This is a genomic window from Marinobacter sp. 3-2 (assembly GCF_003751355.1).
Classification (GTDB): Bacteria; Pseudomonadota; Gammaproteobacteria; order Pseudomonadales; family Oleiphilaceae; genus Marinobacter; species Marinobacter adhaerens.
In genome coordinates this window covers 137,401-163,808 of the sequence record NZ_RJUQ01000013.1, presented here as the reverse complement: position 1 = coordinate 163,808, position 26,408 = coordinate 137,401, and the positions used below count along the sequence as shown (strand labels likewise).

Sequence of the window (26,408 nt, the reverse complement as noted above, 5' to 3'; positions counted from 1 at the left end):
CGGAGGTGCGCCATGGGTATCGGATGCCAGGTAACCAACCGGACAACCGGGGACAGCTTTACTTGCGGTGAAGGGCAAAGCGTTCTCAAAGCGATGGAGCAATGGGGTGTGAAGTGCGTGCCCGTCGGCTGCCGTGGCGGTGGCTGCGGCTTCTGCAAGATCCGGGTGGTCGAGGGTGAATACGAGTGCGGAAAGATGAGCCGCGCACACGCACCGCCGGAAGCCATTGAGCAAGGGGAGGTCCTGGCCTGCCGGATCTATCCGGTCACCGATCTGACTATTGAGTGCCTGGAGCCATCCGCGCCGGGCGAAACGAGCGAGCAAACAACAACAAGAGCGTTGAGGTAACTGTCATGAAAAAAGGTGTAATGCGTCCCGGCCACGTCCAGATCCGCGTACTCGATATGGATGAGGCCCTCAAACACTACACAGACCTTCTGGGTCTGATTGAAACCGACCGGGACGATCACGGTCGCGTGTATCTGAAAGCCTGGACGGAGGTGGACAAGTTCTCGGTTGTGCTCCGACCTGCTGATGAGCCTGGCATGGACTTTATGGCCTTCAAGGTGGTGGATGAAGCCTCCCTGCAGCAACTCGAAAAAGATCTGGCAGATCATGGCGTGGAGGTTGAACAGGTTCCGGAAGGGGAACTGAAAGATTGCGGTCGGCGGGTTCGGTTCAACGCCCCCTCGGGTCACACGTTCGAACTTTACGCTGACAAGAAGTACACCGGCAAATGGGGCATTACCGAAGTAAACCCGGAAGCCTGGCCGCGTGGCCTGGATGGCATGAAAGCGGTCCGCTTCGACCACTGTCTTCTTTATGGGCCAGAGTTGGCTGCCACCTACGACCTGTTCGTTAACGTGCTCGGATTCTATCTGGCCGAACAGGTGCTCGACGGCGACGGAACCCGAATCGCGCAGTTCCTCACTCTGTCCACCAAGGCTCATGACATTGCCTTTATTCATCATGAAGAGAAAGGCAAGTTCCACCACGCTTCGTTCTACCTGGAAACCTGGGAAGACGTGCTCAGGGCGGCCGATCTGATCTCTATGACCGACACCTCCATTGATATCGGTCCCACCCGACATGGCCTGACCCATGGCAAGACGATCTATTTCTTCGATCCTTCCGGCAACCGCAACGAAGTGTTCTGTGGCGGAGATTACAACTACCCCGATCACAAGCCGGTTACCTGGCAGGCAGAGCAACTGGGCAAAGCCATCTTCTACCACGACCGGGTATTGAACGAACGGTTCCTGACGGTACTGACCTGACAACCGACACTGGCGCAACAGGATTTAGCAGCAATGAAAGACATCAAACACTACATCAATGGGCAGTACGTTGGTTCGGCCAGTGGCAGGCTGTTCGACAACGTTAATCCTGCGAACGGCAAAGTGATCAGCAAGGTTCACGAAGCCGGCCGGGAAGAGGTGGACGCAGCAGTGAAGGCGGCAAGAGCCGCGCTGCGGGGTCCCTGGGGCAAAATGACCCTGGAACAGCGTACCGCCATCCTTCACAAAGTGGCGGATGGTATCAACGCCCGTTTTGATGAGTTCCTGGAGGCAGAGTGTCTCGATACCGGCAAGCCGAAATCTCTGGCCAGCCATATCGACATCCCCCGGGGGGCCGCCAACTTCAAAGTGTTCGCGGACATGATCAAGAACGTGCCCACCGAATCCTTTGAAATGCCGACTCCGGATGGTACCGGTGCCCTGAACTATGCGGTCCGTCGTCCGAAAGGCGTCATTGGCGTCATCAGTCCCTGGAACCTGCCTTTGCTGCTGATGACCTGGAAGGTCGGACCGGCCCTGGCCTGCGGCAATACAGTGGTGGTCAAGCCGTCGGAAGAGACACCGACCACCACAGCCCTTTTGGGCGAGGTGATGAAAGAGGCCGGCGTTCCGGACGGTGTCTACAACGTGGTGCATGGCTTCGGCGGTGATTCTGCCGGTGCGTATCTGACCGAGCATCCACAGGTAGACGGCTTTACCTTCACCGGCGAGACCGGTACTGGCGAGGTCATTATGAAGGCCGCTGCTAAAGGTATCCGCGACATTTCCCTGGAGCTGGGAGGCAAGAATGCCGGTCTGGTATTCGCAGACTGTGACATGGAAAAGGCGATTGAGGGCACCATGCGTTCCGCCTTCGCGAACTGTGGTCAGGTCTGCCTGGGTACCGAGCGGGTCTACGTTGAGCGTTCGATCTTCGACGAGTTCGTCGGCCGTCTGAAGGAAGCGGCGGAGGGCCTGAAGATCGGTCCCCCCGATGATGCCGACGCCAACCTTGGGCCACTGGTGAGTCTCAAGCACCGTGAGAAAGTCCTCTCCTACTACCAGAAAGCGGTTGATGACGGCGCTACCGTGGTCACCGGCGGCGGTGTTCCGGACATGCCTGCAGAGCTGGCGGGCGGCGCCTGGGTTGAGCCGACCATCTGGACCGGTCTCCCGGACGACTCGGCGGTGGTGACGGACGAAATCTTCGGCCCCTGTTGCCACATTCGCCCCTTCGACACCGAAGAGGAGGCCATTGAGCTGGCCAACAGCCTGCCGTACGGGCTGGCCTCTGCGATCTGGAGCGAAAACATCACCCGTGCGCACCGCGTTGCTGGCCAGATTGAGGCGGGCATTATCTGGGTGAATAGCTGGTTCCTGCGGGACCTTCGGACCCCCTTCGGCGGGAGCAAACAATCGGGTGTTGGCCGCGAGGGTGGCGTTCATTCGCTGGAGTTCTACACCGAGATGAAGAACATCTGCGTGAAACTGTGAGGCAGCCATGAACGCTCCTGTAGAGAGTCCGGAAATCGGGCGAGAGATTAACGCCGCTGGCTACAGCACCAACCTGCACGACCTGGGAGAGGGATTTCCGGTCATGATGATTCACGGGTCAGGTCCAGGCGTTACAGCCTGGGCCAATTGGCGACTGGTGATGCCTGAGCTGGCTCGAAATCGGCGCGTGATTGCGCCAGACATGCTTGGTTTTGGATACAGCGAGCGGCCTGCGGACCAAACCTACAACCGGGAACGCTGGGTGAAGCACGCAATTGGCGTTCTGGACGAGTTGGGCCTGGAACAGGTTGATCTCGTGGGTAACTCGTTCGGCGGCGGACTGGCCCTCGCCCTGGCCGTTGAACATCCGCAAAGGGTGCGTCGGCTGGTGCTGATGGGGTCGGTGGGTGTGAGCTTTCCGATCACCCAGGGTCTGGATGAAGTCTGGGGTTACGAGCCCTCGCTGGACACCATGCGCCGGCTGATGGATGTGTTCGCCTACGACAAGAGTCTGCTGACCGAAGAGCTGGCACAGATGCGCTACCAGGCCAGTGTTCGTCCAGGTTTCCAGGAGTCGTTTTCCGCCATGTTCCCGGCGCCGCGCCAGCGTTGGGTCGACAACCTTGCGAGCAAGGAAGAGGACATTCGGGCGCTACCCCACGAAACCCTGATACTCCATGGCCGCGAGGATGAAGTGATCCCGCTGGAGGCGTCACTGAAGCTGGCCGAACTGATCAACCGGGCCCAGCTTCATGTTTTTGGACGTTGCGGACACTGGACACAAATTGAACATGCCAGCCGTTTTGCACGACTGGTCAACGATTTCCTGAGCGAAGCCGACCAGGCCGCCACCGGAGGTAATTAATGGAACAGTCAAAAATTCAGGCGCTTGGCGACGAGTTATACCAGGCCATGTTGAGCCGGGAGGCAGTCGCGCCGCTGACCAGTCGTGGTCAAGAAATCAGTATCGACGATGCCTACCACATTTCCCTGCGCATGCTGGAGCGTCGTCTTGCCGATGGGGCCTCCATCATTGGCAAGAAGATCGGTGTAACCAGCAAGGCGGTGCAGAACATGCTGAACGTACACCAGCCGGATTTCGGGTACCTCACCGACGACATGGTGTTCAACAGTGGCGAGGTGATGCCCATCAGTGATCGGCTGATTGCCCCCCGGGCTGAGGGCGAAATTGCCTTCATCCTGAAAAAGGATCTGACCGGACCAGGGATCACCAATGCAGACGTTCTGGCGGCAACCGAGTGTGTGATGCCCTGTTTCGAAATCGTCGATTCCCGCATCCAGGACTGGAAGATCGCCATTCAGGACACCATTGCCGACAACGCCTCCTGTGGTTTGTTTGTTCTGGGGGATCAGGCGGTGTCTCCGCGTAAGGTGGATCTGGTGACTTGCGGCATGGTGGTGGAGAAGAACGGCAGTGTTCTCAGTGCCGGAGCCGGAGCGGCAGCACTCGGTTCTCCGGTGAATTGCGTTACGTGGCTGGCTAATACCCTGGGCGAGTTCGGTATTTCCCTGAGGGCCGGGGAGGTCATCCTTTCCGGTTCTCTGGTGCCACTGGAGCCGGTCAAGGCCGGTGACTATATGCGGGTTGATATCGGTGGCATCGGTAGCGCCTCGGTGCGTTTTGCCTGATTGAAAAGAACAACGAGGACTAGGCTATGAGCAAGAAAATAAAGGCAGCCATCATCGGCTCGGGCAACATCGGCACCGACCTGATGATCAAGATTCTGCGCAACGGCAAGAACATTGAAATGGGCGCCATGGTCGGGATCGATCCGGAATCGGACGGTCTGGCCCGTGCTGCCCGGATGGGCGTGGCCACCACCCACGAAGGGGTGGATGGACTGGTGAAGATGCCGGAATTCGCCGACATCGACATTGTATTCGATGCAACCTCTGCAAAGGCCCACATGCACAACGAGGTTTTTCTGCGCGGCCACAAGGAGAGCATCAAGATTATTGATATGACGCCTGCGGCGATCGGCCCCTACTGCGTGCCGGTGGTGAACCTTGAGCAGCAGCTTCAGGAAGGCAACGTCAACATGGTTACCTGCGGCGGCCAGGCCACCATTCCCATGGTTGCGGCGGTTTCACGAGTGGCCAAGGCCCACTACGCCGAAATCGTTGCCTCGATTTCCTCGAAGTCCGCCGGCCCCGGTACCCGCGCCAATATCGACGAGTTTACCGAAACCACGTCCCGGGCCATTGAGGTGGTGGGCGGTGCCCAGAAGGGCAAGGCCATCATCATCCTGAACCCGGCCGAGCCGCCCCTCCTGATGCGCGATACCGTGTACGTGCTCTCCGACGCCGCAGACAAGGCTGAAGTGGAGGCCTCGGTGGAAGAAATGGTCCAGGCCGTAAACAGCTATGTGCCAGGCTACCGCCTGAAGCAGAAAGTGCAGTTTGATGACATCCCCGAAGACCAGCCCATGAACGTTCCAGGCCTGGGTCGCTTCAGCGGCCTGAAGACTTCCATCTTCCTGGAAGTGGAGGGAGCGGCCCACTACCTGCCGGCCTATGCAGGCAATCTGGACATCATGACCTCCGCCGCTCTCGGTACCGCCGAGCGCATCGCCGAATCGCTGGTCAACTGAGGAGGATATTCCCATGACATTCAACCCCGGCAAAAAACTCTACATCTCCGACGTGACCCTGCGCGACGGCAGCCACGCCATTCGCCACCAGTACTCCATCAAGAACGTGCAGGACATCGCACGGGCACTGGACAAGGCCAAGGTGGACTCCATTGAGGTAGCCCACGGTGATGGCCTTCAGGGCTCAAGCTTCAATTACGGCTTCGGCGCCCACACTGATCTGGAGTGGATCGAGGCGGTGGCGGAAGTGATCGAGCACGCCAAAATCGCCACTCTGCTGTTGCCCGGCATCGGTACCGTCCATGACCTGGATAACGCCTATAACGCCGGTGCCCGGATTGTTCGTGTGGCAACCCACTGCACCGAAGCGGATGTCTCTAAACAGCACATTGAACACGCCCGCAAGCTGGGCATGGACACCGTTGGTTTTCTGATGATGAGCCACATGCAGACACCAAAAGGGTTGGCAGAGCAGGCCAAGCTGATGGAAGACTACGGCGCCACCTGCCTGTACGTCGTCGACTCCGGCGGCGCCATGAACATGAACGACATCCGGGACCGGTTCCGGGCACTCAAGGATGTGCTCAAGCCGGAGACCCAGACGGGCATGCATGCTCATCACAATCTCGCGCTGGGCGTGGCCAATTCCATTGTTGCCGTTGAGGAAGGTTGTGACCGGATCGATGCTTCCCTGGCCGGCATGGGTGCTGGCGCCGGCAACGCACCGCTGGAAGTGTGCATTGCGGCCTTTGACAAGATGGGCTGGGAGCATGGCACGGACGTGTACGCCCTGATGGACGCGGCCGATGACATTGTGCGCCCGTTGCAGGACCGCCCGGTGCGGGTGGACCGCGAAACCCTGGCCCTGGGCTATGCCGGTGTCTATTCCAGCTTCCTGCGCCACTCCGAAGTGGCGGCGCAGAAGTACGGTCTGAAGGCCGTGGATATCCTGGTTGAGTTGGGCAAGCGCCGCATGGTTGGCGGCCAGGAAGACATGATCGTGGACGTGGCGCTGGATCTGCTGGCGGCCCAAAAGGAGCAAAACGCATGAGCAAAACACTAAACCAAGAGCAGGTTCTGGCTCTGGCCGAGCATGTGGAAAACGCCGAACTTCAGGCCCACGACATCACCAAGGTCACCAACGACTTCCCGGATATGACCTTCGAGGATGCCTATGACGTGCAGTGGGAGATCCGTCGTCGCAAGGAAGCCCGTGGTAACAAGATTGTGGGTATGAAAATGGGCCTGACTTCCTGGGCCAAGATGGCCCAGATGGGCGTCGAGACTCCGATTTACGGATTTCTGGCGGATTACTTCAGCGTGCCCGATGGAGGGGTGGTCAACACCAAAGAGCTCATCCACCCGAAAATCGAAGCGGAGATAGCTTTTGTTACCAAGGCACCCCTGAAAGGGCCGGGCTGCCATATCGGCCAGGTTCTGGCAGCCACCGACTTTGTCATACCAGCTGTCGAAGTCATCGATTCCCGCTATGAGAACTTCAAGTTCGACCTGGTAAGCGTTGTAGCAGACAACGCCTCGTCCACCCGTTTTATCACCGGTGGCCAAATGGCCGATGTTGCCGATGTTGACCTGAAAACGTTGGGTGTTGTGGTTGAGAAGAATGGCGAGGTTGTTGATGTGGGCGCGGGTGCTGCGGTGCTTGGCCACCCAGCTTCCAGTGTTGCCATGCTGGCTAACCTGCTTGCCGAGCGAGGAGAGCACATTCCGGCCGGCACGTTCATTATGACTGGAGGCATTACGGCTGCGATTGCTGTTGAGCCCGGTGACAACATCACGGTTCGCTACCAGGGGTTGGGTACTGTGTCTGCCCGCTTCGAATAAGGAGATCACATGCCTGTCGCGCAAATCAATATTCTTGAAGGGCGGTCGGATGAGCAAAAGGAAATGCTTATCCGTGAGGTGACCGATGCGATTTCACGGTCGTTGGGGGCGCCGGTGGAAAGTGTCCGGATCATTATTACCGAAATGCCCAAGCAGCATTTTGGAATTGGCGGCCAGTCGGCTAAAAAACTGGGGCGTTGACGCCCCGGTTCGCCGATCGATTCGCCCGTTAATCGCTTGATGGGAGGCTTCGTGCCGAGATTGCCAGTGTTTTACCTGTCCTGTGACAGAGATGCATATTCAGCTCCGATAAGCCAACCCCGGCTCCGTCGTCTGATCAAGCGAGACATGCAGGTTGGCAATGTCACCTTTATCACTTCTCGAAAGGGCGGCGATAAACCCGAAATCTTTCACCAATGCGGCAAAGGCCTTCTCGCAGAGCGTCTGCAATCGCTGATGGCCGATAGAGGATTTCAGGCCACTATTGAGGGTGGCCGGGACCCCGGACTGGAATCGCTGGCTGCGAGCATGACCGGTGTGGCGCCGGAAGAAGTCATTGAGTTGAGGCTGAATACCGGTATGACCAGCGACGACTACAGGCAGATTGGTCACTGCCTGGAGGCGCTCCGGGAGCAGGGTATTCTGCTTATCTGCCTGGATCAGAAAGAGCAGGGCGCGAGTGAGATAAATCACCAACCGCACGATGCCTACATTCGCAACCTCATACAGCAGTGGGAGCATGAGCAACTCTGGCGTCAAGCCATGTCAGAGGGAAGTCTGGCCGGGCGCCGAGCCAGGCGTGGGCAGGATGTCCCTGTTGCCGACCCCACCCTGTGCGTGCTGAATACTGCGTTCAGTCTGGGGGGGCTGAAAGCCCCCCAGCGGGTATTCGGCTTTGCATTGAATGAGGACAGTCATTCACTCGCCGGCTATGGCTGGATGCAATAGACTGCGGAAAACATTGGGGATTCCGTAAATGCTCAGATTATTGATAGTGGGTGCCGGTGGCATCGGCGGTTACTATGCCGCCAGGCTGCTGCACGCCGGACATGAGGTGGTTCTGACCGCACGTGGTGCGCATCTGGCGGCTCTGGAGGAGCAGGGGCTGACGGTTCAGTATGGGGATGAGGTATGGTCATTTCCGGTTCAGTCGATGGACCATTCCGAGGTGGTTGCCCGTTTCCGTCCGGATGATTTTGATGTCGTACTGGTCACGCTCAAATCCACGGCGACTGAAGCGATGCTGGCCGAGTTGGGTCCCTGGCTCTATCACGGCAAGGTGCCGGTCCTCTCGCTTCAGAACGGGGTGGATAACGAGCCCGCCTTGGCCTCATTGCTGGGGGAACACAGGGTTCTGGGTGGCCTGGCTGTCCGAATTGGTGGGCATATTGTCCAGCCGGGCGTAGTGCAAGCCGAGGGCCCTGCCCAAATTGTCATGGGTGAATGGCCTATGGCCGTGGGATCTGATCGTCGCGGTCAGTTGCTGCAGCAATTACAGGAAGACTTCGAAGCGGCCGGTATTCCAATAAACGTCTCTGACAACATACGTTACGAGCTCTGGCGCAAGCTGGTGATCAACAACGGCGTGAACCCGCTCTCGGCCCTGACCGGCCTTGACACCCGGAGCCTTACTCACCACCCCGAGTTCCGGAAGATTGTCCACGGAATGATGGCGGAAACCGTAGCAGCGTCGAAGGCCGATGACGTGAACCTAGGGCCTGAGGATCTGGCCGAGATGTTTGACCTGATCAGCAACTTCAACGCCATCAAGACGTCCATGCTGGTCGACAAGGAAAAGGGGCGGCCCCTCGAACTCGACAGTATCGCCGGTGCGGTCCTGAGACGCTGCGAGCGCCTGGGCATTGAGGCGCCATACACCAGGACAGTGAGCGCCCTGTTAACCCATTCGCAGAGTTAGCGATCTGTAAGCTTCAGCTCAATCCTCCGGTTTCTCTGCAACGCCTCCGGAGAGGTGCCTTCCGCTACCGGGAAGAACTCGCCAAATCCGGCCGCCGCCATGCGCCGTTCCGGTACACCCTGCGCTGCAAGGTAGCGCACGACTGCGACGGCTCGGGCAGTGGACAGCTCCCAGTTCGAGGGGAATCTCGGGGTATTGATAGGTATGACATCGGTATGACCATCAATCCTCAGGATCCAGTCAACGTCCTCTGGAATCTTTGCGGATACATCCAGCAGTAGTTTGGCTAGCTTGTCGAGCTCCTGCCGGCCTTCCTCACCCAGTTCCGCCGAGGCGGAAGCAAACAACAGTTCGGAAGGTAGCAAGAAACGGTCGCCGACGATCCGGACATTCTCGTTGCCTGCCAGAATATCCCGCAACCGGGCAAAGAACTCGGACTGATACTGTTCGAGTTGGTTGACGCGCTCGGCCAGTAGGGTGTTCAGCCGTCTGCTGACCTGTTCCAGTTCCTGCTCCTTGTCGGCGGTCATCTGTTCCTGGAGCTCCAGCGCCGAGGCAATCTGCCTGAGTTGCTCTCGCAAGGAGGCTATCTGATTCGACAGCCTCAGGATCATCGCCTGCTGGCTGGCCGATATATCGTCTTTCTCGTCAATCGACTCTTCCATGCTGGCCAGTCGCTCCGATTGCGCATCGGCCATGGCGGTTTGCCGCATCAGTTGTTCACGGGTGGATTCCAGCTGACCGACCAGACTGTTGTTCCGCTCCTGAAGGCTGGTTAACTGATTTTCCAGTGCCTCGCTTCTGTTTTCTTCCAGGCCGAGCAATTCCGAGAGCTCGTTCAACTGGGCATTGAGTCGGGCGAGCTGGGTATCCCGGTCAGAGAGTGTCTGGGACAGGTAGAGCTGGCTGACCACATAGACCAGCAGCATGAATATGACCAGCATCAGCAGAGCCGATAGGGCATCCACATATCCCGGCCAGACGTTGGTGGTGCTTCGGCTTCGGCGCCTGGAACCGATCATGACAGGTCTTTCTCGTCGTCTATCCGGTCCACGAGGTTGGTCACACCGGTCAGCCACTCCTCCAGGCCGTCATAAAAGCGGTTCTGGGCATGGCCGGCCTGGATATCCAGGAAGCCCAGTATCAGTGAGCCGCCCAATCCCAGCAGAGAAGAGCTGAACGCGGTGCCCATACCCTCAAGCGGCGTAAGCAGGCCTTCCTGAAGCTCCGCAAACACCTTGCCGAAGTCTTCCTGGCTCATATCCAGTCCGGTGATGACCTGGCCGACCGAGTTGATGGTGCCCAGCAGGCCCCAGAAAGTACCCAGCAGGCCGAGGAAGACCAGCAGGCTGATGAAATAGCGCGTGATTTCCCGCTGTTCGTCCATGCGGGAGTGGATACCATCGAGCACGGTTCGAAGGGAAAGGGTAGACAGTGTGAACCGGTCCTTGGTTGCGTCCTCGCCGAGCTGTCTTGCCAGCGGCTTCAGCAACTTGGGCTCCTGAACCACCGAAAGGCCGGCGTGTCCGGTTCTGAACTGGGCGATCCACTTCAGTTCCGGAAACAGCACGAACACCTGCCTGTAGGTGAGGGCGATGCCGATGATCAGAACCCCGAGAATCAGCAGATTGAAAACCCAGTTGGCCATAAAGGCCGAAATCAGGGGCTTGTGGATCAGGGCGCCGACGATGACGACCACGCCGAGGAACAGCGTCATCCAGAAAAGGGTGTGCTTGGGGTTGCTCATAGCGATGGCCAGCTTTTTTGAGATATTCCTCAAAACGTTAGCACAGATATGAGAAGCTGTTGGCGACAGTAACTGAACTTTAATCGGAGCGCGTCATGGCTGGTGAATTGCCTTTCCGTTTTCGCTTCCGGGTTCGCTATGGTGAATGCGATGCCCAGGGCGTGGTGTTCAACGCACGTTATGCGGATTTCGTTGATATTGCTGTCAACGAATATATTCGCACCCTGTTTGGCGATTATCAGCACCTGCTGGATCAGGACCTGGATATCCAGGTGGTGAGCCTGACGGTGAACTGGAAGGCCCCGGCGAAGTTTGACGATGTTCTGGAAGCCCGCATTCGCGCCGGGCGAATCGGAAACACTTCATTTACCCTGCATCTGGAGTTTTTCCGGTATGGGGATGACGGATTTATCGCCGATGCGGACGTCACCTATGTGCTGATTCAGCCTTCGGTGATGGGCAAGGTGGCGATACCGGATCACATTCGTCAATTGCTGGAGCTGGGCGCTCCGGGCGAGTTGATCAGTCACGCAGGGGAGTAGGCTGGAAGCAAAAAAGAAGGCCAGATGAAATTCATCTGGCCCTGGATTCATCCTGCAGTTACTGCCGGATCAGGCCTCTTGAAGAGCCTGCACAACGGCCTTCGCTGCCCCCTCGGAAGAGGCCGGGTTTTGCCCGGTAATCAGCTTGCCGTCCACCACGATGTGCGGTGCCCAGTCGTCACCGCGGGTGTAGGTGGCGGTGTTTTCCTTCAGCATGTCTTCCAGCAGGAAAGGCACCACGCCGCTCAGACCAACCGCTTCTTCCTCGCTGTTGGTGAAGCCTGTTACTTCCCGGCCGCCAACGATGTTCTGGCCCGGTTTCACTTCCACGTTTTTGAAGACGGCTGGTGCGTGGCAAACTGCACCAATCACCTTGTCCTGCTCGTAGGCTGTCTTGATCAGGGCAATGGACTTGTCGTCGTTAACCAGGTCCCAGAGCGGGCCGTGACCACCTGGATAGAAAATCGCGTCGTATTCGTTCATGTCCACGTCGCTCAGCTTTTTAGTGCTGGCGAGGGATTCCTTGGCATGGGCATCCTGCTGGAACCGACGCGTGGTCTCGGTCAGCGCTTCCTCGGCCTCGCTGTTGGGATCGACTGGCGGCTGGCCGCCCTTCGGTGACGCAATGGTGATGTCTGCGCCGGCATCCCGGAAAACGTAGTAAGGCGCGGTGAACTCTTCGAGCCAGAAGCCGGTCTTATGGCCGGTGTCGCCCATCTGGTCATGGGATGTAAGAACCATCAGAATCTTCATGGTGTCCGTCCTTTTCATTGACGAATGAATGGCGCTTCTTGATTGCTGTGATAATGAAGTTGTGCCATCAGTGACTGAATTCAACCGTCAGTACGTAAATCCGACGATCCCGGATCTTGAACCGTCTATACTGGAGACAGATGGCCAGACCTCATAAGAATCTGAAAACCTCACAGGCAAGGATGACTGGAATGCGAGTGTTCGCCACCGCTGTTCTGATGGCGTTAGTGTTTCCTGTTTCGGCCCAGCAGGGCACGGAAACCGTGGAAGCGCTGACCGTAACCGTGGGTGCCAATCATGCGCCCCCCTACCGGATTATCGAGGGTGGGGAGCCAACGGGCCTATATGTGGATATCTTCCAGGAAATCGCTGATCGGTTGGGTTGGAAAGTGCATTATCGGGAGGCGCCTTTCCGGCGGGTCTTGAGGATGGTGCAGCAGGGTGAGGTGGATGTCATGCTGGGGCCCCTGGAGACCGCCGAACGGACCGAGCTCATGGAGTTCGTGGCGCCGGCATTTCCTCCGGAACGGCGATTGTTTTTTTACCTTAACGCAGAAAATCGCATTGAGCGCTACGCCGATCTGTATGGACGAGCCATTGGTATTCTGGAAGGGGCGTCGTATTTCTCCCGGTTTGATACTGATGACAAACTTCTCAAGGAGCCTGCGCCCCGTTACGAAAACCTGATGCTGATGATGCAGAAAGGCCGGGTAGATGTCGTGATCGCCCCAGAGCTTGTCGGTTTGTACGCGGTCGAAAAGTTGGGGCTGGATGTTAAGGTTTCACCGTTCTTTGTGCCTGGAGAGCGCTCCTACATCGCTGTTGCGAAGAACTCGCCCGTGCTGAAGTATGCCGATGACATTCGGGCGGCGCTGAAACTGATTGAATTGGAAGGCATACACGAGGACCTGGTGTTGAAGTACATGGACCGATTTGCTGAATGATTCCCGAACAGTCTGACCTCTGGTTCCTACCCCTGGGTGGAACCGGTGAAATTGGTATGAACCTCAACCTCTATGGCCACGATGGTGCCTGGTTGATGGTGGATTGTGGTGTTACCTTTCCAAAGCCTGGTCGCATTGCTGCTGATGGCACGGTGCATCATCGTGGCGAGCCGCCGGTTCAAATGGCGGATCCTGCGTTCATTGCTGACCGCCGTGAACGGCTGGCGGGCCTCGTAATTACCCACGCCCACGAAGATCATGTCGGAGCTGTACCCTACCTCTGGCCGCTGCTGCAGTGCCCGATATACACCAGCCGGTTCACGGCCGAAATTCTGCGTCGCAAGCTCGCGGAGTTCGACCTGCTGCACCGGGTGCCGATCATCGAAGTGGAGACCGGCCAGAGCAAACAGGTCGGGCCATTCAGCGTGCAATGGCTGGCGCTGACTCACTCCATCCCGGACCCTAACGCGCTGATGATTCGCACCGCCGCCGGTAACATCTTCCACAGCGGTGACTGGAAGCTGGATGAACAGCCGCTGGTAGGCCATGGCTATTCGCCAAAAACCTTCACCGATCTGGCAAACGAGGGCGTGAACGCCATGGTGTGTGACTCCACCAACGCCACAGTCTCGGGTCACTCGGTATCCGAGGCGGCCTTGCATGAAGGATTGCTCAGAGCGACCCGCTCCGCCGAAGGCCGCGTTGTAGTGACCTGTTTTGGCAGTAATATCGCCCGATTACATACTCTGGCCTCAATCGCGAGGGAAACCGGCCGTTATATGGGTTTATTGGGCCGGTCTTTGATCAATATGAGTGGCGCCGCCAGGGCTGCAGGGCTGTGGGATTCGGCTGACCAGTTGATCAATCCGGCACATCTGGGGTATCTCCCGCGGGACGAAGTACTGGCCGTGGCCACGGGCAGTCAGGGCGAGCCGCGAACGGCTCTGCGCAGACTGGCCTCTGGTACCCATCCGGATTTTGAGCTGGAGGCGGGCGACACGGTAATCTTCAGCGCTCGTGCCATCCCCGGCAACGAGGAATCCATCGAGGCGCTGGTGACCAGATTGCAAGAGTTGGGGGTGAGGGTAATCACGGCCGAGGATGCTGATTTGCCAATTCATGCTTCAGGTCATCCCGCACAGGAAGAACTGGAGTTAATGTATAAATGGGTAAAGCCTGCCATTGCCATTCCGGTCCATGGTGAGGCTGAACACATGGAAACGCATGCTGACATAGCCAAAGCAACTGGTGTACCCCGTGCCATGGTGGGCCGAAACGGCGATCTTTTCATGATCCGGCCGGTGCCGGGAATTCGTCGTCAGGTTGTCGAAACTGGCCGTCTGGGCTGGCACAAAGAGGGTCTTGTGAGAGTTGAATAAGTCATTTTCTTCTGTTGTCGGTAGGTCACTTGTATTCGCAGTGGCCGCCTTGTTTCTGGCCCCGGTTCACGCATTGCCAGACCCTTCCTGCAATACGCTCATCGTGAGCGGGAATCCGGAGTATCCACCCCTGCTCTGGCGCGACCAAGAGCGCCCGGGCTATCTGATTGGCGCGGTGCCTGCTTTGCTCAAGGAAATCACGGAGCCATTGGGCGTCAATGTTGAAGTGAAAGACATAGGCTCTTGGGCCCGGGTCCAGCGCATGGCACGCCAGGGCGATATCGACATGGTGGCGGGCGCGTTCATTACTTCGGAACGCATTGGCTACATGGATTATTTGCTGCCGCCAATAACGCATCTGCCGACCGCGGTCTGGGTCCCCAAAGGCCGGGAGTTTGTCTACCGCCACTGGCCGGACCTGGTGGGTAAGCGGGGCAGCACATTGATCAACAACAGTTTTGGCCAGAATTTCGACCGGTATGCGGAACAAAACCTCCTCATTGAGGGAGTCAGGTCGATTGAACAATCCTTCCAGATGGCGCTCGTTGACCGGGTGGATTATGTCCTCTATGAAGTTTTGCAGGGTGAGGTGAAACTGGAGTACCTGGGTATCGCCGATCAATTTGTTCCCCTGCCGACCCCGGTGAGCCGAGAGGGTCTGTTTTTTACCTTCTCCAAGGCAGCGCCATGCAACTCCTTCGAGCTTCGGGAGCGACTTGCCGAGCGCCTCTATGAGCTCGTGAACTCTGGTCGCGTGGAAGAACTGATCAGGCGCTACAAGGCTGTGTACTCCGCCTCCAGTTGAAGTATGTTGATTGGGCAGGTGTCAAACCGATGCGTCGTTTAGTTCCAGAGTGAGCCCGTTATCGATGAATCGTTGCAAGACGATTCCGTAGGTGCCGTCAGGAACCTCTTTAATGATTTCGAACGGTTCTCCGACACTGTTAAGAGGCTCCGTCTGCAAGTCCAGAAGACGGTATTTTGCAGGCCGCTGTTTGTTTTCATCCCGAACCAAAACCACCTTTGGCTTTCGTCGATTCTTCGGGTTTGAGCCAATCACGATGGCTACCTCGCCCGATTTCATTTCAACAATGGCGCCGGGTGGGTAGATCCCGATCAGCAGGACGAACTCCCGGGCAAGCTCGGGATCAAACTGAATGCCTCTGAAACGGTGGATGATTTCCAGCGCCTCCCGGGAGGAGCGCGCGCGGTCATAAGCTCGATTGCTGGTGATTGCATCGTAGGTATCGACGATGGCCACAATTTTTGCGAAATAGGGAATCTGGGAATCAACGAGGCCCCGGGGATAGCCCCTGCCGTCAAGGCGTTCATGGTGGTTGTAGGCTACGTCGACGGCCGCATGCACGACGCGGGGAAGGGCCATGAGCATGTCACGGCCCCAGTTGGCGTGGTTCTGCATGATTCCGTGTTCTTCGGGGGTCAAAGGTCCGGGTTTTTGCAGCAGATCGACAGGGACTTTGGCTTTGCCTATGTCGTGGAGTAGGCCGGCCAGCCCCAACGACCGAATCTCTTCTTCCAGCAAGCCCAGCTTTTTGCCGAACGCCGCCGACAGTATCGAAACGTTGAGGGAATGCTCTGCGGTATATTTGTCCTTGTTTTTCAACTTTGTAAGCAGTAACAGTGCGTCTTCATTTCTGAGGATGCTGTCTACGCAGTTATCTACGACCTCACGAGCCTTGTTGAGATCAAGTGTGCGACCAACGCGTAGACCGGACATGATGCTGTCGGCAAAGGACTTCGCCTCGGCGTAATGTCCAGATGCTTTTCGTATTTCCCTGTCAACACTGACCTTGTTGATGTAAGTAATCCGTTGACGCGACCGGGAATTGCCGGTTTCCGCAATGGGCTCTTGCGGGCGATTCGATATTTCCTGTTCGGATGTCGGTCCATGGAACATGGAAAAACGGGACTTCGCCGATGTCCGTGACTTTCGTTGGGAAATGTCCGGCTCAGTGTTCTTGACTTTGCCTTCAATCACGACGCGTCGGCATTGGGACTGAAGGGCATCGATATCCTCTTGTCGCTGGACCACAAAGCCCTGGATCAGGAAATCAGTGTCTTCCCAGGGGCGGTCCAGCCGGACGACGTGCATTCCGACCCGCAGTTCCGAGACATCAATTTCAAGTTCGACCGTTTCGTATCGCATACCAATCAACCTGGCTGTCTGGAGTTCATCATACGGTCTCATTATTCCGGGGTCACAGGTTGTCGGCGGTTTTTTGTAGCAGAAATCTAAAATCCTGTAATACGTAATGAAAGGATACGCATCAGTATGAACTTACCGAAGCTTGGCTTCGTAAATGTGTGGAGAAGCTCTTCTCAACTATCATAAATAAACAGTGGAGCTGTCTAGGGAAGGAGGCCGTAGGAATGGTAAGCGCAGTTACCCGGGAGCAAAAGGAATTTGTTTACAGGCTCTCTCTGGGCCTGGCCCGGTCCAAGATCGACCAATTGGATACCAGCGTTCACAGCTTCATCGCCGAGCTTGGCGATAGGCTCTGTTCAGATCGCGCCTACCTGATCACGTTTGAAGAAGCCACCCAGACCATTTCCATCACGCATGAAGCCTGCAGAAACGGCGTGACACCTCAGAGAGATGCAATCCAGAACGTGCCGATGGCCCGCTTTCAATGGCTGATGGGCCAGTTGCAAACTCTCCCGGTGCTTGTCATCCCCGAAGTCGAAGAACTGCCTTCTGAAGCTGAAGAGGAGAAACTGGAATTCCAACGGGAGGGTATCCGGAGCCTGGTCCTTGTCGGTTTGAAGCTTGAAGGTCAGGTCCGTGGCATCCTGGGTTTCGATTTTCTTCAACAGTCTCGAGTGCTGGATTCCGAAACCGAAGAATTCGTGCTTCAGGTTGGGGAAGTTTTAGGTGCATCTGTCCACCGACAGATCCTGGCCAGTCGTAACGTGAGGTTCGAGAATAGCCTTTATCGTTATTCCGACCAGTTCCCGGGCGTCATCTTTCAGTTCAGGATGTATCCAGGCGGGCATGTAACCTTTCCTTTCATCAGCGAAAAAGTTGAAGATATATTCGGGCTTTCGGCTGATCAGCTGAGTAAGGATGCTCAGCCGTTACTGAACCTGATCAAGGATGAAGACAAGGCATCCTTTTTGGAAAAGGTCGATGAATCTCGTCGGTGCATGACGCCGTTCGAAACAAGCTTCCGAGCTTGCAAGAGCGATGGCACGATGGCCTGGGTGGAAGCCAGGTCGGTGCCCGCCCGACTGGCCGACGACAGCATGACCTGGCACGGCTATTTTTTTGATGTGACGGATCGCAAGCAATCGGAATCCGAGATCGAGAAGCTTGCCTTTTACGACCCACTGACCGGCCTGCCCAACCGACGCCTGCTCAGGGATCGCCTGGCGCAGGCGTTAACCGGGAGCAATCGGGATCATAATCATGGTGCTCTGGTATTTATTGATCTTGATAACTTCAAGAACATCAATGATTCCGCGGGTCATCTGACCGGCGATGAGCTGTTGGTCCAGGTGGGGGAGAGGTTGAAAAACACGGTCCGGGACTGGGATACCGTTGCCCGGCTCGGTGGGGACGAGTTTGTTCTCATTCTGAAGGGGTTTCCCGCCGAGCCGGCCGATGCTGCTGCCAAGGTCGAGAAAGTCTGCGAGAAAATCCGCGATGCCCTCAACGAGCCCTATGATCTCAACGGCATAGAGTACACAGGCACTCCCAGCATCGGCATTACCCTGTTCTATGATCACGACACTTCCCTTGAAGAGCTTCTGAGCCAGGCCGATATGGCCATGTTCCGCGCCAAGGAGGATGGCCGTAACTGCATCCGCTTCTATGACTGCATGATGCAGAAGAAAGTGTCCGAGCGCCTGGCTCTCGAGTCGGACCTCAGGGTGGCACTGCGGAAGAATCAGTTGGCAGTTCACTATCAGGTACTGGTGAATGAGAAAGGTGAGCCTGTGGGCGCCGAGGCTCTGCTTCGGTGGCATTGCCCGGGGCGCGGCATGGTGTCTCCCGCCGAGTTCATTCCTCTGGCCGAGGAAACCGGACTCATTGAATCGGTCGGCTACTGGGTTCTGGAAGACGTTCTCTCGCGGATCGCCAGTTGGAAAGAGCGAGGCGGACCGCTGTCAAAGCTCCAGGTTTCGGTCAACGTGAGTGCCAGGCAGTTCCACCTCCCCTCTTTCTGTTCGACTGTGATGGCGCTATTGAGAAAAACCGGTGCGTCCCCGAGAAATCTTAAGGTGGAAATTACCGAAAGCGCTCTTGCCTACGATCTCGAGTTGGTGGAGGAAACACTTCGAACCCTGAGAAGCATGGGAATACGGATCTCCCTCGATGATTTCGGCACGGGTTATTCGTCCCTCGGCTACTTGAAGCGCCTATCTCTGGATGAGCTGAAAATTGATCAGGGGTTTGTGCGAGACATCCTGGATGATCCCAATGATGCGGCTATCGCAGAGACCATCCTGGCCCTGGCTTCTGCGCTCAAACTGTCAGCGGTGGCCGAAGGTGTGGAAACCAAAGGGCAGCTGGAACGCCTTGTTCGCATGGGGTGCACCCGCTTTCAGGGCTACCATTTCAGCCGCCCGCTTCCGGCGCTGGAGTTCGAGAAGTTGATTGAGCAAGCAAGCGGAGATCGAAAGAGAAGGGCTTGGTAGTTCGCATCCTATCTGTATAAACTGGTGCCTTGCTTCTAATCCATTTCAAACAACATTGAGACCAGTCTCTTATGGCAATCTGGACCAGCACCCCGAACCTTGAACACCTTGCCAAAGCCAGCGAAAACACCGCGGTCAGCTACATGGGTATCGAGTACCTTGAAATTGGCGACGACTATGTCAAAGGCCGCATGCCTGTTGATGAGCGTACCGTGCAGCCTTTTGGCATTCTGCATGGAGGCGCATCGGTGCTGCTCGCGGAAACCCTTGGCAGTATGGCGGCCAATTGCTGCCTGAAGAACCCGGAAACTGTCGCTGTTGGACTGGATATCAACGCCAATCACATCCGCCCGGTCACCAAGGGCTGGGTGTATGGCACGGCGAGGCCAGTTCACATCGGTAGTGCCACTCAGGTATGGGAAATTCTGCTTGAGAACGAAGAGGGGAAGACAACCTGTATTTCCCGGCTGACCATGGCGGTCACGAAGCGGCCGGGGTGAGTTGCTACGGGTGCGTTTCAGGGCTTGACGCGCACCCGACCCCTGCCAAGGGCCTTTGACTCATACATCGCGCTGTCCGCCCTTGCCATAAGATTCTCGAGGTTTGGCTCGTCCGGGTGAAGGGATGAAATGCCGAAACTGGCGGTTGGCCGGATACGAACATCATGATATCGGACTGGTGTTTCATGCATGACGCCCAGTAAACGTTCTGCCAGTTCCGAAGCCTGAGCCGCATGAGCATCGCCGAGTAGGATCGCGAACTCTTCGCCACCAATGCGCGCCGCAATATCCGCCTCACGAACGTTGCTCATCAGAACCCGCCCCACGTGCCGCAATACTTCATCTCCGGCATCGTGGCCGTGGTTATCATTGATCTTTTTGAAGTGGTCCAGATCAAACATGATGATCGCCAGAGGCGAGCCGTTTCTTCGGGTCTGTTTCAACAGCTGATTGCCCAGTTCGAAAAAGGCTCTTCTGTTGTGAAGCCCGGTAAGGTCGTCCTCCAGAGCAGCGGCCCGGGCCTTTGCATGGGCCTCCTTTAGCGCCAGCTCCATCTCCTTCCGGTCGGTGATGTCTGTAGCAATTTCGAGGCGGACCAGTCGGCCGTCTATCCAGGGAATTGCCTGATCCCGGCACTGGTACCAACGGTTGTCCAGTCGATTCTGGAATTCCCAGATATGCGGGGGAGATGGATTGCCTTCAGAATCAATCAGCAGGTGATTGGTGCAGAAGTCGCAGGGGCTGGCGTTATCCTGCAGGACTTCCCAGCACTTTTTCCCATCTATAGAGCCCCAGATTCTTCGGCCATAAGCGTTCATGTAAAGGAGCTCATGGGTTTCGAAATCAGAGACGTAAACCAGGGCGTCCAGATTGTCGAGTACGGCCCTGAGACCTTCGGCCGGAGTAATCTCCGAAATGCCAGAACCTTCTGGAGCGGCCGGAATGTTGAGGGAGGGAATGCCGGAGTTCATGTTTTGATGTGCCGGAATCTGTTTGAAAAGCAGTATAGCAGGGCATTCCGGGTTAGAAAGTAACAGACTGTCCCTTTATTTGGCGCCAGTGCTAAGGCGCGGAGTGGTTACAATCAGCCCCTGATCGACAAACTCCTGGAGTACTATGTTGTAGGTACCATCCGGGACCTCCCGGGCAATGCGGTAGATTTCGCCTGAGGCATCTTCGGGGCTGACCTTAAGGTCTACCGTCCGATAGGGGGCCATCACGCTTTTGTCAGACTCCCTGACCAGCAGAACGCAAGGCTTGAGTTTATGCTCCGGCCGGCTCTCCACAACGATGCCCACCTCTCCGTTGATCATTTCCACGATGGAGCCTGGCGGGTAGATGCCGATGAGTTGGATAAACTCATCCGCAAGTTCGGCGTCAAACTGGGTACCCCGGTGTTTGTGGATGATATCCAGCGCCTGCATGGACGCCCTGCCTTTATCATAGACGCGGTCACTGGTAATGGCGTCGTAGGTGTCGACAAGGCCCACGATCTTTGCAAAGTAGGGAATTTGATGTGCTTCGAGGCCTCTGGGGTAGCCTGAGCCATCCATCCTTTCATGATGACTGAACGCAACATCGACCGCGGTGTTGAGCGAATGGCTGGTGCCCATGAGAATCGTTCTGCCGTGAGTCGTGTGGTGCCTCATCAACTCAAACTCTTTCGGAGTCAGAGCGCCCGGTTTGTTCAGGATTTCGTCCGGGATTTTTGTTTTGCCAACATCGTGCAACAGACCGCAGAGCGCGAGGGTCTCGATTTCGCCCTGCAACAAACCGAGATGTTTTCCGAACGCTGCGCAAAGAATCGAGACGTTGATGCAGTGCTCGGCCGTATACGCGTCCTGATGCTTGATCTTGGTGAGTAGCATCAGTGCGTTCTCGTTTCTAAGCACGCTCTCAACGCATCCTTTGACGACTTTGCGCGCATTGTTGATGTCCAGGGTGCGACCGACCCGCAGTCCTGACATGATCGCTTTGGCCGTCTCTTGCGCATCCTCGAATCGGATCCTGGCCGTAGCCATCTCAGTGCCAGCGTCGACCTTATTGATGTAGGTGACTCGCTTACGAGGTACGGAAGGTTTTTGGGGTGCCGGTTCTGATTTCGATTTGCGCTTGAAAAGCCCCCGCAATCCTGATGGTTTCTGATTGCGTTTGTTTTCTTCATGACCGGTATTCGTTTTCTGAACCCGTCCCTCAATAAAAACGAACCCGCATTGAGCGCGTAGCGCCTCAATTTCCGACTGGTCTTTGATCACAAAGCCCTGAATCAGAAAATCGGTCTCTTCCCAAGGGCGGTCCAGTCGAACCACATGCATGCCGATCGCAAGTTCGGCAACGTCTAATTGGGTTTCGACAATTTCCTGATGGCTTTTATTCATGACTAGATCCTATCACCCGCTGCTGCCATTTTGACGGAAGAAGGAGATAAAAGCGGAGGCTAAATTGCAAAATCTGGTCAAATAGTGTTCGCTTATTGTGCTCGGGTTAAGCGACTGAAGAACAGTCGGTCTTCGCTTTTCGATACTTGAACGGGAACCGTCCGTCATGTCCGATCACCGCTTTTTCCATCTCTGGTGGCTTGCACTGGCTGCGGCGCTTATCCCGCTGTTAACCATCCATGTCACGTTTACAGTTTCAGTGCTGGAAGGGCATGTGGATCTATGCAACCCATACTGGGACAGCTGCACCAGCATCAGCCGGACTGGTCGTCACGGCACCTCCTACTTCATTTTCAAAGGTACCATGCTACCGGCGGCTCTGTTGGGCATTCTGTTCTGGTGGCTTAACGGTCGGTGGCTGCGCCAGCTCGGCGTTCATTCCAGCGGTGTGGCCTGGGTCCCCTGGCTGGGCCTGGTGGCCAGCGTCTCGCTCGGCGCCTATACCCTGGCTCTGGGACACGCCGGGGACGGCTTCAACCTGATCCGCCGTATTGGCGTGGTTCTGTATTTCTCGCTCACGTTCATCTGTGAGCTGCTGGTCAGTTCCGGATTGCGCAGCCATCCGTTGTGGAAGAACACGGGCATGAGGCTGCTGAATCTTTGCCAGCTTATTCTGGCGGTAGGCATTCTTTCAGTCATCCTGAATGGCGTGGCGCCCGAGTTCTACAGCCGCAAGGACGATGCATTCGAGTGGATTCTGGCGTTCCTGATCAATGCTCACGCGCTCTGGCTGGCTTTGTTATGGAAGAAAAACCGATTCCGCGTGCGCCTCTGGGCCGATTCCTAGAGTGAGATCAGCCCCCGAATCAGCGCCGCCGTTCCGGCGATGGCAGCGATACCGAGAATTACCGGGCGAAGCCCCTCGAAGGGCATACGGTGGACCAGCTTGCCTGACAGCCAGAAGCCCAGGAATACTCCAGGAAAAGTAACGGCGAACAGGAAAAGCTCTCGGGTTCCCAGGTATCCAGAGGCGAGCAGGCCTGACAGGCTCAGCACGCTGGCAGCCAGGAAGAAAGCCGACATGTTGGCCCTGACCAACGGTCCCTTTTCATTCTGGTAAATCAGCGCAATTGGCGGTCCACCCACGGCGGTAATCGTGCCCATGTAGGTGGAAGCGGCTCCGGCCAGCACGCTGTTCCGTGCGTTGAGCGCCGGCTTGAGACCGCCAACACTGAGCGCTACGCCGGCAAGAATGAGAATGCCGAAGGTCAGTTCGAAGCCTTTGGTTGAAATTACCAGCAACGTCAGTGCTGCCAGGACTGCGCCGGCAACGCCGCCACCGATGGCAAAACGCACTTCCCTGACCTGCAATGCGCCGCGATTGCGGATCAGCATGAATACAGTGAGCAGAGTGGCATTCAGGATCAGGGGGCCGGGCACTAACACCGGGCTGATCAGGAATAGCAATGGCGCGGCCAGTGTGCCAATGCCATAGCCGGCCACGCCTTGCAGGCAGGCTCCGGCAAGAATGGCAAGGTTGGCCAGAAGAATCTGTAACAGCGACACATCTGTCAAAGGAAATCACCAAAAAGGTCAGGAGAGTAGGCCGGAGCAACGCCGGTTTGATATTGATACACTGCCGGATTACGAGCATAGCCGAAACGATCGAAGCCCGATGATTCTACAGACTGAAAATCGAAACTGCCCCTGCGGAAGCGGTAAATCCTACAGCGAATGCTGCCAGCCTCTCCATCAGGGCGAAGCAGCGTCTACTCCGGAAGCGCTGATGCGATCCCGGTATGCGGCCTTCGTTCTGAAGCTGCCGGATTATCTGAGGGCCACCTGGCACGAGAGTTCACGGCCAGAGACGCTTAGCCTGGAAGACTCACCAGACTGGACCTCCTTGCAGATCCTGGACACCAACAAGTCCGGCGATCGTGGCACGGTGCTTTTTCGTGCGGTCTACCGCCTGGGCAAAGGCTGGGGGTTTCTCGAAGAAAACTCCGATTTTGTCCGTGAGCAGGGCCGCTGGTATTACCTTCGTGGTGACACCAGCGAGGGCCAGTTGAAGCCCGGTCGCAACGAACCCTGCCCCTGCGGGAGTGGCCGAAAGCACAAGGCCTGCTGCCTGTAAACGCCCGTTACTCGAAGGACGGCAGTTCGGGTTTGGCAACCGGTTTGTTGGCTTCCTGCCAGGCATCAAATCCTCCGGCGATGGACTGCACGTGCATGTAGCCCATTTCTTTCAGGGCTTTGGCACTCAGCGCGGCTCGCCCGGATGTCTTGCAGTAACACACGATGTTCATGTCGCGGCTCTCGAACGCCGGATCATTGGTGAACTTGAACTCCAGCAAACCACGGGAAATGTTGACCGCGCCGGGTATGTGGCCGGCCCGGTACTCATCCGCATCACGCACATCGAGGAGTAAGTCAGCGTTCTTGATGGCCTCTTCCGCCTGATCAAGAGGTACTTCCTGAATCTCTTTCCTGGCGGCTTCTACCAGATCATGGGCAGTTTTCATGGTTAAGCTCCTCATACTGATGGAATAAGGTTATACCTCAGGATAAGGGTTTGGGGCGCCTGGCGACACCCCGTACATGCATGATTAAGCGGTTTCGTTATCTCCGATGGCGCAGGCGTATTTGCGCTCATAGCGTTTGTCTGCCCATTTCCCGTAGATGCGCGAGGCAATCTGGAAGATACCTGGCCACAGCAGGGGTTTGAACAGAAAACCAAAGGGCGTGTGGGACCAGGCGCGAACATTTGCGGGCAGGCCGATGACCCACTCGCCGGTCCAGGTCATCAGGTGCAGGCGTCTGAGCAGAGCTTCGTGACTTGGCAGGTTGGCGCTGCCGTCGCGCTGTTCATGGATGTCTGCAAAGATCAGATTGCCACGCTGGAGTTTGCGCAGGGTGCGGATCTCTTTGGCGCAAAGTGGGCATTGTCCGTCGTAAAACAGGGTGTCATAACGGGGCTCCATCGAGTCCTCCAAGGGTCAGAATCTGTTTCCGGGCGTTCGCCTTGTGGTCTTCCAGCGTTTCCACGATCCCATTTAGCGCGGCTGGCAGTACCTCTGGCGCCGCCTGGCGGAACTGGTCGAGAAGCAAAATCTGAACGTGCAGATCCTGGAACCGGCCATAGAGCTCTTGCCGCTCCTTTAACGTTTTCAGGTTGCGCTTCCAGGTTTTTGCATCCAGTTCCATCAGGTAACGGATTCGTTTGAGTTGCTTGCGCAGCCGATGGATATCTTCATCCGGTGAAGTATGCATCAGCTCGGCAGTGCGTTTATTGAAGTCCTTGATACGACGTTCCACGGCCCTTCGGATGTCTTTCGGCCGGAGTGTTGCGGCCAATTTCTGAAACTTTCGCGAATCAATCAGATTGCGCCAGTGTTCCAGGCTGTCCTGGTAGCGCTTGCTTTTCAGTCGCTTTGCCAGCTTTTTATGATGGCTGGCGGCTTCGCGCTCGAACCAGATCTGCAAGGCTGCCCGAATTTCCGCGTCATCTGCGCAAAGTTCCGGCAGGTCCTGAAGAAACACGTGAAGGTCGCGCAGTGGGCCCGTTGAGCTTGCATGGCGCTTCAGGGTTTTAACCCCCTTGGCCAGCGACTTGTCACCAGTCACGTCCTGAACCGATTCGGCGATGGCCCGGCTGCGTCGAATCGCAATCCGGTACTGGTGAAGAAATTCGTCATCCAGGCCAAGGGCGACGCCCCGTTCCAGTTGCCTTAGCCGATCAAGTTGATGGTGAAGGGCCTTGGGAATGTCCCTTGCAGGATTGTCCCCCGCGGTTCTGGCTCTCTTTTTAAGCTTTCGTTCGAAGTGGGCGTAGCTGTAATCCTGTGGCGTTATCAGAGTCACCAGTTTGCCCTTGCCGCGATCAATCTGGCGCCAGTGTTTGATCGAAAGCCGGATGTGAATAACGCTGGCGGTGGGTAGCTGTTCCGGGGGCTGCTTCAGTAGGGACTGGGCCAGTTCCAGTAACGCCGGGTTGTGGCCGACCAGGGTAATCTGTGGGGCGTCTGCCTGCTCTTCGAGCCATGCGAGTAGTCGCCGATAGTCGAAGGTATATAGCTCGCTCAGGGTATGGCAGCGCTCGGCTGCGACTGTGTCGGGCAGTATGCCTTGAAGTGTCGCGACGGCCCGCCTGGCGTTGCTGCTGTAAACCTCGCCTTCGAACGCGCCGACAGATTTCAGGGCATTTCCCAACGGCGCCAGTTGGCTGTCGCCCCGCGCATTGAGGGGGCGTTCCCGGTCAGAAAGTGATTCATCGGCCCAGCTGGACTTGGCGTGGCGTACCAGAAACAGGTGCTTCATTGGCCTACCTTCGTAGTGGTCCTTTAGTCTGATTCCCGCTCAAGAC

Annotated in this window: 29 protein-coding genes; 19 read left to right on the top strand and 10 right to left on the bottom strand. The window is 56.8% G+C overall.

The annotated features are described in order from the left end of the window. Positions 1 to 12 precede the first annotated feature (12 nt). From EDB94_RS08205 to EDB94_RS08155, 11 genes are read left to right on the top strand one after another with little or no spacing between them, the layout of a single operon-like run. Complete coding sequence (locus tag EDB94_RS08205; RefSeq protein ID WP_014579145.1) at positions 13 to 348, top strand: 2Fe-2S iron-sulfur cluster-binding protein; 336 nt, start codon at positions 13 to 15, stop codon at positions 346 to 348. A gap of 5 nt (positions 349 to 353) precedes the next feature. Then, entirely contained in the window at positions 354 to 1,277 is a 924-nt protein-coding gene (locus EDB94_RS08200; RefSeq protein ID WP_014579146.1) for a catechol 2,3-dioxygenase, read from the top strand. Positions 1,278 to 1,310: 33 nt separating this feature from the next. After that, positions 1,311 to 2,771, top strand: a complete 1,461-nt coding sequence (locus EDB94_RS08195) for a 2-hydroxymuconic semialdehyde dehydrogenase (protein WP_014579147.1) — start codon at positions 1,311 to 1,313, stop codon at positions 2,769 to 2,771. A 7-nt stretch (positions 2,772 to 2,778) separates the two neighbouring features. Continuing rightward, complete coding sequence (locus EDB94_RS08190; protein WP_108018058.1) at positions 2,779 to 3,636, top strand: alpha/beta fold hydrolase; 858 nt, start codon at positions 2,779 to 2,781, stop codon at positions 3,634 to 3,636. Then, a complete protein-coding gene (gene dmpE, locus EDB94_RS08185) occupies positions 3,636 to 4,421 on the top strand; it encodes a 2-oxopent-4-enoate hydratase (RefSeq protein WP_014579149.1) in 786 nt (261 codons plus the stop codon). Before EDB94_RS08190 ends, dmpE begins: the two co-directional genes overlap by 1 nt. Positions 4,422 to 4,447: 26 nt before the next feature. Further along, positions 4,448 to 5,383, top strand: coding sequence for an acetaldehyde dehydrogenase (acetylating) (locus EDB94_RS08180; RefSeq protein WP_062783127.1), 936 nt, complete (start codon positions 4,448 to 4,450; stop codon positions 5,381 to 5,383). 13 nt (positions 5,384 to 5,396) lie between these two features. After that, positions 5,397 to 6,434 (top strand): 4-hydroxy-2-oxovalerate aldolase, encoded by a 1,038-nt coding sequence (gene dmpG / locus EDB94_RS08175; RefSeq protein WP_014579151.1) that lies wholly within the window; start codon positions 5,397 to 5,399, stop codon positions 6,432 to 6,434. Continuing rightward, positions 6,431 to 7,225 carry a 2-oxo-3-hexenedioate decarboxylase gene (gene dmpH, locus EDB94_RS08170; protein ID WP_014579152.1) on the top strand — a complete coding sequence of 265 codons (795 nt, stop codon included), beginning with the start codon at positions 6,431 to 6,433 and terminating at the stop codon, positions 7,223 to 7,225. Before dmpG ends, dmpH begins: the two co-directional genes overlap by 4 nt. A 9-nt stretch (positions 7,226 to 7,234) precedes the next feature. Next, on the top strand, positions 7,235 to 7,426 hold the full coding sequence (locus tag EDB94_RS08165; protein ID WP_014579153.1) for a 4-oxalocrotonate tautomerase: 192 nt from the start codon (positions 7,235 to 7,237) through the stop codon (positions 7,424 to 7,426). Positions 7,427 to 7,477: 51 nt separating this feature from the next. After that, positions 7,478 to 8,173, top strand: coding sequence for a hypothetical protein (locus EDB94_RS08160; RefSeq protein ID WP_227715699.1), 696 nt, complete (start codon positions 7,478 to 7,480; stop codon positions 8,171 to 8,173). A gap of 28 nt (positions 8,174 to 8,201) precedes the next feature. After that, positions 8,202 to 9,143, top strand: coding sequence for a ketopantoate reductase family protein (locus tag EDB94_RS08155; RefSeq protein ID WP_181259022.1), 942 nt, complete (start codon positions 8,202 to 8,204; stop codon positions 9,141 to 9,143). Here EDB94_RS08155 and EDB94_RS08150 read toward each other — a convergent pair. Both EDB94_RS08150 and EDB94_RS08145 read right to left on the bottom strand, forming a co-directional pair. Beyond that, on the bottom strand, positions 9,140 to 10,165 hold the full coding sequence (locus EDB94_RS08150; RefSeq protein ID WP_008177163.1) for a peptidoglycan -binding protein: 1,026 nt from the start codon (positions 10,163 to 10,165) through the stop codon (positions 9,140 to 9,142). The genes EDB94_RS08155 and EDB94_RS08150 overlap by 4 nt on opposite strands. Beyond that, entirely contained in the window at positions 10,162 to 10,890 is a 729-nt protein-coding gene (locus EDB94_RS08145) for a MotA/TolQ/ExbB proton channel family protein (protein ID WP_014579156.1), read from the bottom strand. Before EDB94_RS08145 ends, EDB94_RS08150 begins: the two co-directional genes overlap by 4 nt. Before the next feature lie 95 nt (positions 10,891 to 10,985). Between EDB94_RS08145 and EDB94_RS08140 the strand changes: the two genes are divergently transcribed. After that, positions 10,986 to 11,432 (top strand): thioesterase family protein, encoded by a 447-nt coding sequence (locus tag EDB94_RS08140; protein ID WP_014579157.1) that lies wholly within the window; start codon positions 10,986 to 10,988, stop codon positions 11,430 to 11,432. Positions 11,433 to 11,501: 69 nt separating this feature from the next. Here the strand turns inward: EDB94_RS08140 and EDB94_RS08135 are convergent, their stop codons facing one another. Next, the gene (locus EDB94_RS08135) at positions 11,502 to 12,185 is read right to left on the bottom strand and encodes a type 1 glutamine amidotransferase domain-containing protein (RefSeq protein ID WP_041645947.1); all 684 of its coding nucleotides are present in this window, start codon (positions 12,183 to 12,185) and stop codon (positions 11,502 to 11,504) included. 140 nt (positions 12,186 to 12,325) lie between these two features. Here EDB94_RS08135 and EDB94_RS08130 point away from each other — a divergent pair, with 140 nt between their 5' ends. Genes EDB94_RS08130 through EDB94_RS08120 form a run of 3 tightly spaced genes read left to right on the top strand, consistent with a single transcriptional unit; the run spans position 12,326 to position 15,313 of the window. Continuing rightward, a complete protein-coding gene (locus EDB94_RS08130) occupies positions 12,326 to 13,129 on the top strand; it encodes an ABC transporter substrate-binding protein (RefSeq protein WP_014579160.1) in 804 nt (267 codons plus the stop codon). Then, positions 13,126 to 14,508, top strand: a complete 1,383-nt coding sequence (locus EDB94_RS08125) for a ribonuclease J (protein WP_108018057.1) — start codon at positions 13,126 to 13,128, stop codon at positions 14,506 to 14,508. The genes EDB94_RS08130 and EDB94_RS08125 overlap by 4 nt, the downstream gene beginning before the upstream one ends. 40 nt (positions 14,509 to 14,548) lie before the next feature. Next, the gene (locus tag EDB94_RS08120; RefSeq protein WP_062783110.1) at positions 14,549 to 15,313 is read left to right on the top strand and encodes an ABC transporter substrate-binding protein; all 765 of its coding nucleotides are present in this window, start codon (positions 14,549 to 14,551) and stop codon (positions 15,311 to 15,313) included. Positions 15,314 to 15,334: 21 nt separating this feature from the next. Here EDB94_RS08120 and EDB94_RS08115 read toward each other — a convergent pair whose 3' ends face one another. Further along, positions 15,335 to 16,675 carry an HD-GYP domain-containing protein gene (locus EDB94_RS08115; protein WP_041646472.1) on the bottom strand — a complete coding sequence of 447 codons (1,341 nt, stop codon included), beginning with the start codon at positions 16,673 to 16,675 and terminating at the stop codon, positions 15,335 to 15,337. Between the two features lie 224 nt (positions 16,676 to 16,899). Here EDB94_RS08115 and EDB94_RS08110 point away from each other — a divergent pair, with 224 nt between their 5' ends. Then, positions 16,900 to 19,167: a bifunctional diguanylate cyclase/phosphodiesterase gene (locus EDB94_RS08110; RefSeq protein ID WP_108018056.1), complete on the top strand. Its 2,268-nt coding sequence runs from the start codon at positions 16,900 to 16,902 to the stop codon at positions 19,165 to 19,167. Positions 19,168 to 19,238: 71 nt separating this feature from the next. Further along, positions 19,239 to 19,667: a hotdog fold thioesterase gene (locus tag EDB94_RS08105; RefSeq protein WP_104270490.1), complete on the top strand. Its 429-nt coding sequence runs from the start codon at positions 19,239 to 19,241 to the stop codon at positions 19,665 to 19,667. 17 nt (positions 19,668 to 19,684) lie between these two features. Here EDB94_RS08105 and EDB94_RS08100 read toward each other — a convergent pair whose 3' ends face one another. Together EDB94_RS08100 and EDB94_RS08095 are read right to left on the bottom strand one after the other, a co-directional pair. Further along, complete coding sequence (locus EDB94_RS08100; RefSeq protein WP_062783107.1) at positions 19,685 to 20,638, bottom strand: GGDEF domain-containing protein; 954 nt, start codon at positions 20,636 to 20,638, stop codon at positions 19,685 to 19,687. Positions 20,639 to 20,713: 75 nt separating this feature from the next. Further along, complete coding sequence (locus EDB94_RS08095) at positions 20,714 to 22,045, bottom strand: HD-GYP domain-containing protein (protein ID WP_108018055.1); 1,332 nt, start codon at positions 22,043 to 22,045, stop codon at positions 20,714 to 20,716. A 166-nt stretch (positions 22,046 to 22,211) separates the two neighbouring features. Here EDB94_RS08095 and EDB94_RS08090 point away from each other — a divergent pair, with 166 nt between their 5' ends. Continuing rightward, on the top strand, positions 22,212 to 22,892 hold the full coding sequence (locus tag EDB94_RS08090) for a hypothetical protein (RefSeq protein ID WP_108018054.1): 681 nt from the start codon (positions 22,212 to 22,214) through the stop codon (positions 22,890 to 22,892). Here EDB94_RS08090 and EDB94_RS08085 read toward each other — a convergent pair. Next, positions 22,889 to 23,611: a sulfite exporter TauE/SafE family protein gene (locus EDB94_RS08085; protein WP_014579169.1), complete on the bottom strand. Its 723-nt coding sequence runs from the start codon at positions 23,609 to 23,611 to the stop codon at positions 22,889 to 22,891. The genes EDB94_RS08090 and EDB94_RS08085 overlap by 4 nt on opposite strands. On the opposite strand from EDB94_RS08085, the gene EDB94_RS08080 reads away from it, so the two are divergent. Beyond that, complete coding sequence (locus tag EDB94_RS08080; protein ID WP_311316507.1) at positions 23,574 to 24,179, top strand: YchJ family protein; 606 nt, start codon at positions 23,574 to 23,576, stop codon at positions 24,177 to 24,179. The two genes, EDB94_RS08085 and EDB94_RS08080, sit on opposite strands and share 38 nt — an antisense overlap. Before the next feature lie 7 nt (positions 24,180 to 24,186). Here the strand turns inward: EDB94_RS08080 and EDB94_RS08075 are convergent, their stop codons facing one another. The 3 genes from EDB94_RS08075 to EDB94_RS08065 form a co-directional block, all read right to left on the bottom strand. Then, entirely contained in the window at positions 24,187 to 24,567 is a 381-nt protein-coding gene (locus EDB94_RS08075) for a rhodanese-like domain-containing protein (protein WP_108018052.1), read from the bottom strand. Between the two features lie 84 nt (positions 24,568 to 24,651). Then, on the bottom strand, positions 24,652 to 25,026 hold the full coding sequence (locus tag EDB94_RS08070) for a thiol-disulfide oxidoreductase DCC family protein (RefSeq protein ID WP_008177187.1): 375 nt from the start codon (positions 25,024 to 25,026) through the stop codon (positions 24,652 to 24,654). Continuing rightward, the gene (locus EDB94_RS08065; RefSeq protein ID WP_108018051.1) at positions 25,010 to 26,362 is read right to left on the bottom strand and encodes a CHAD domain-containing protein; all 1,353 of its coding nucleotides are present in this window, start codon (positions 26,360 to 26,362) and stop codon (positions 25,010 to 25,012) included. The genes EDB94_RS08070 and EDB94_RS08065 overlap by 17 nt, the downstream gene beginning before the upstream one ends. Between the last annotated feature and the right edge of the window lie 46 nt (positions 26,363 to 26,408).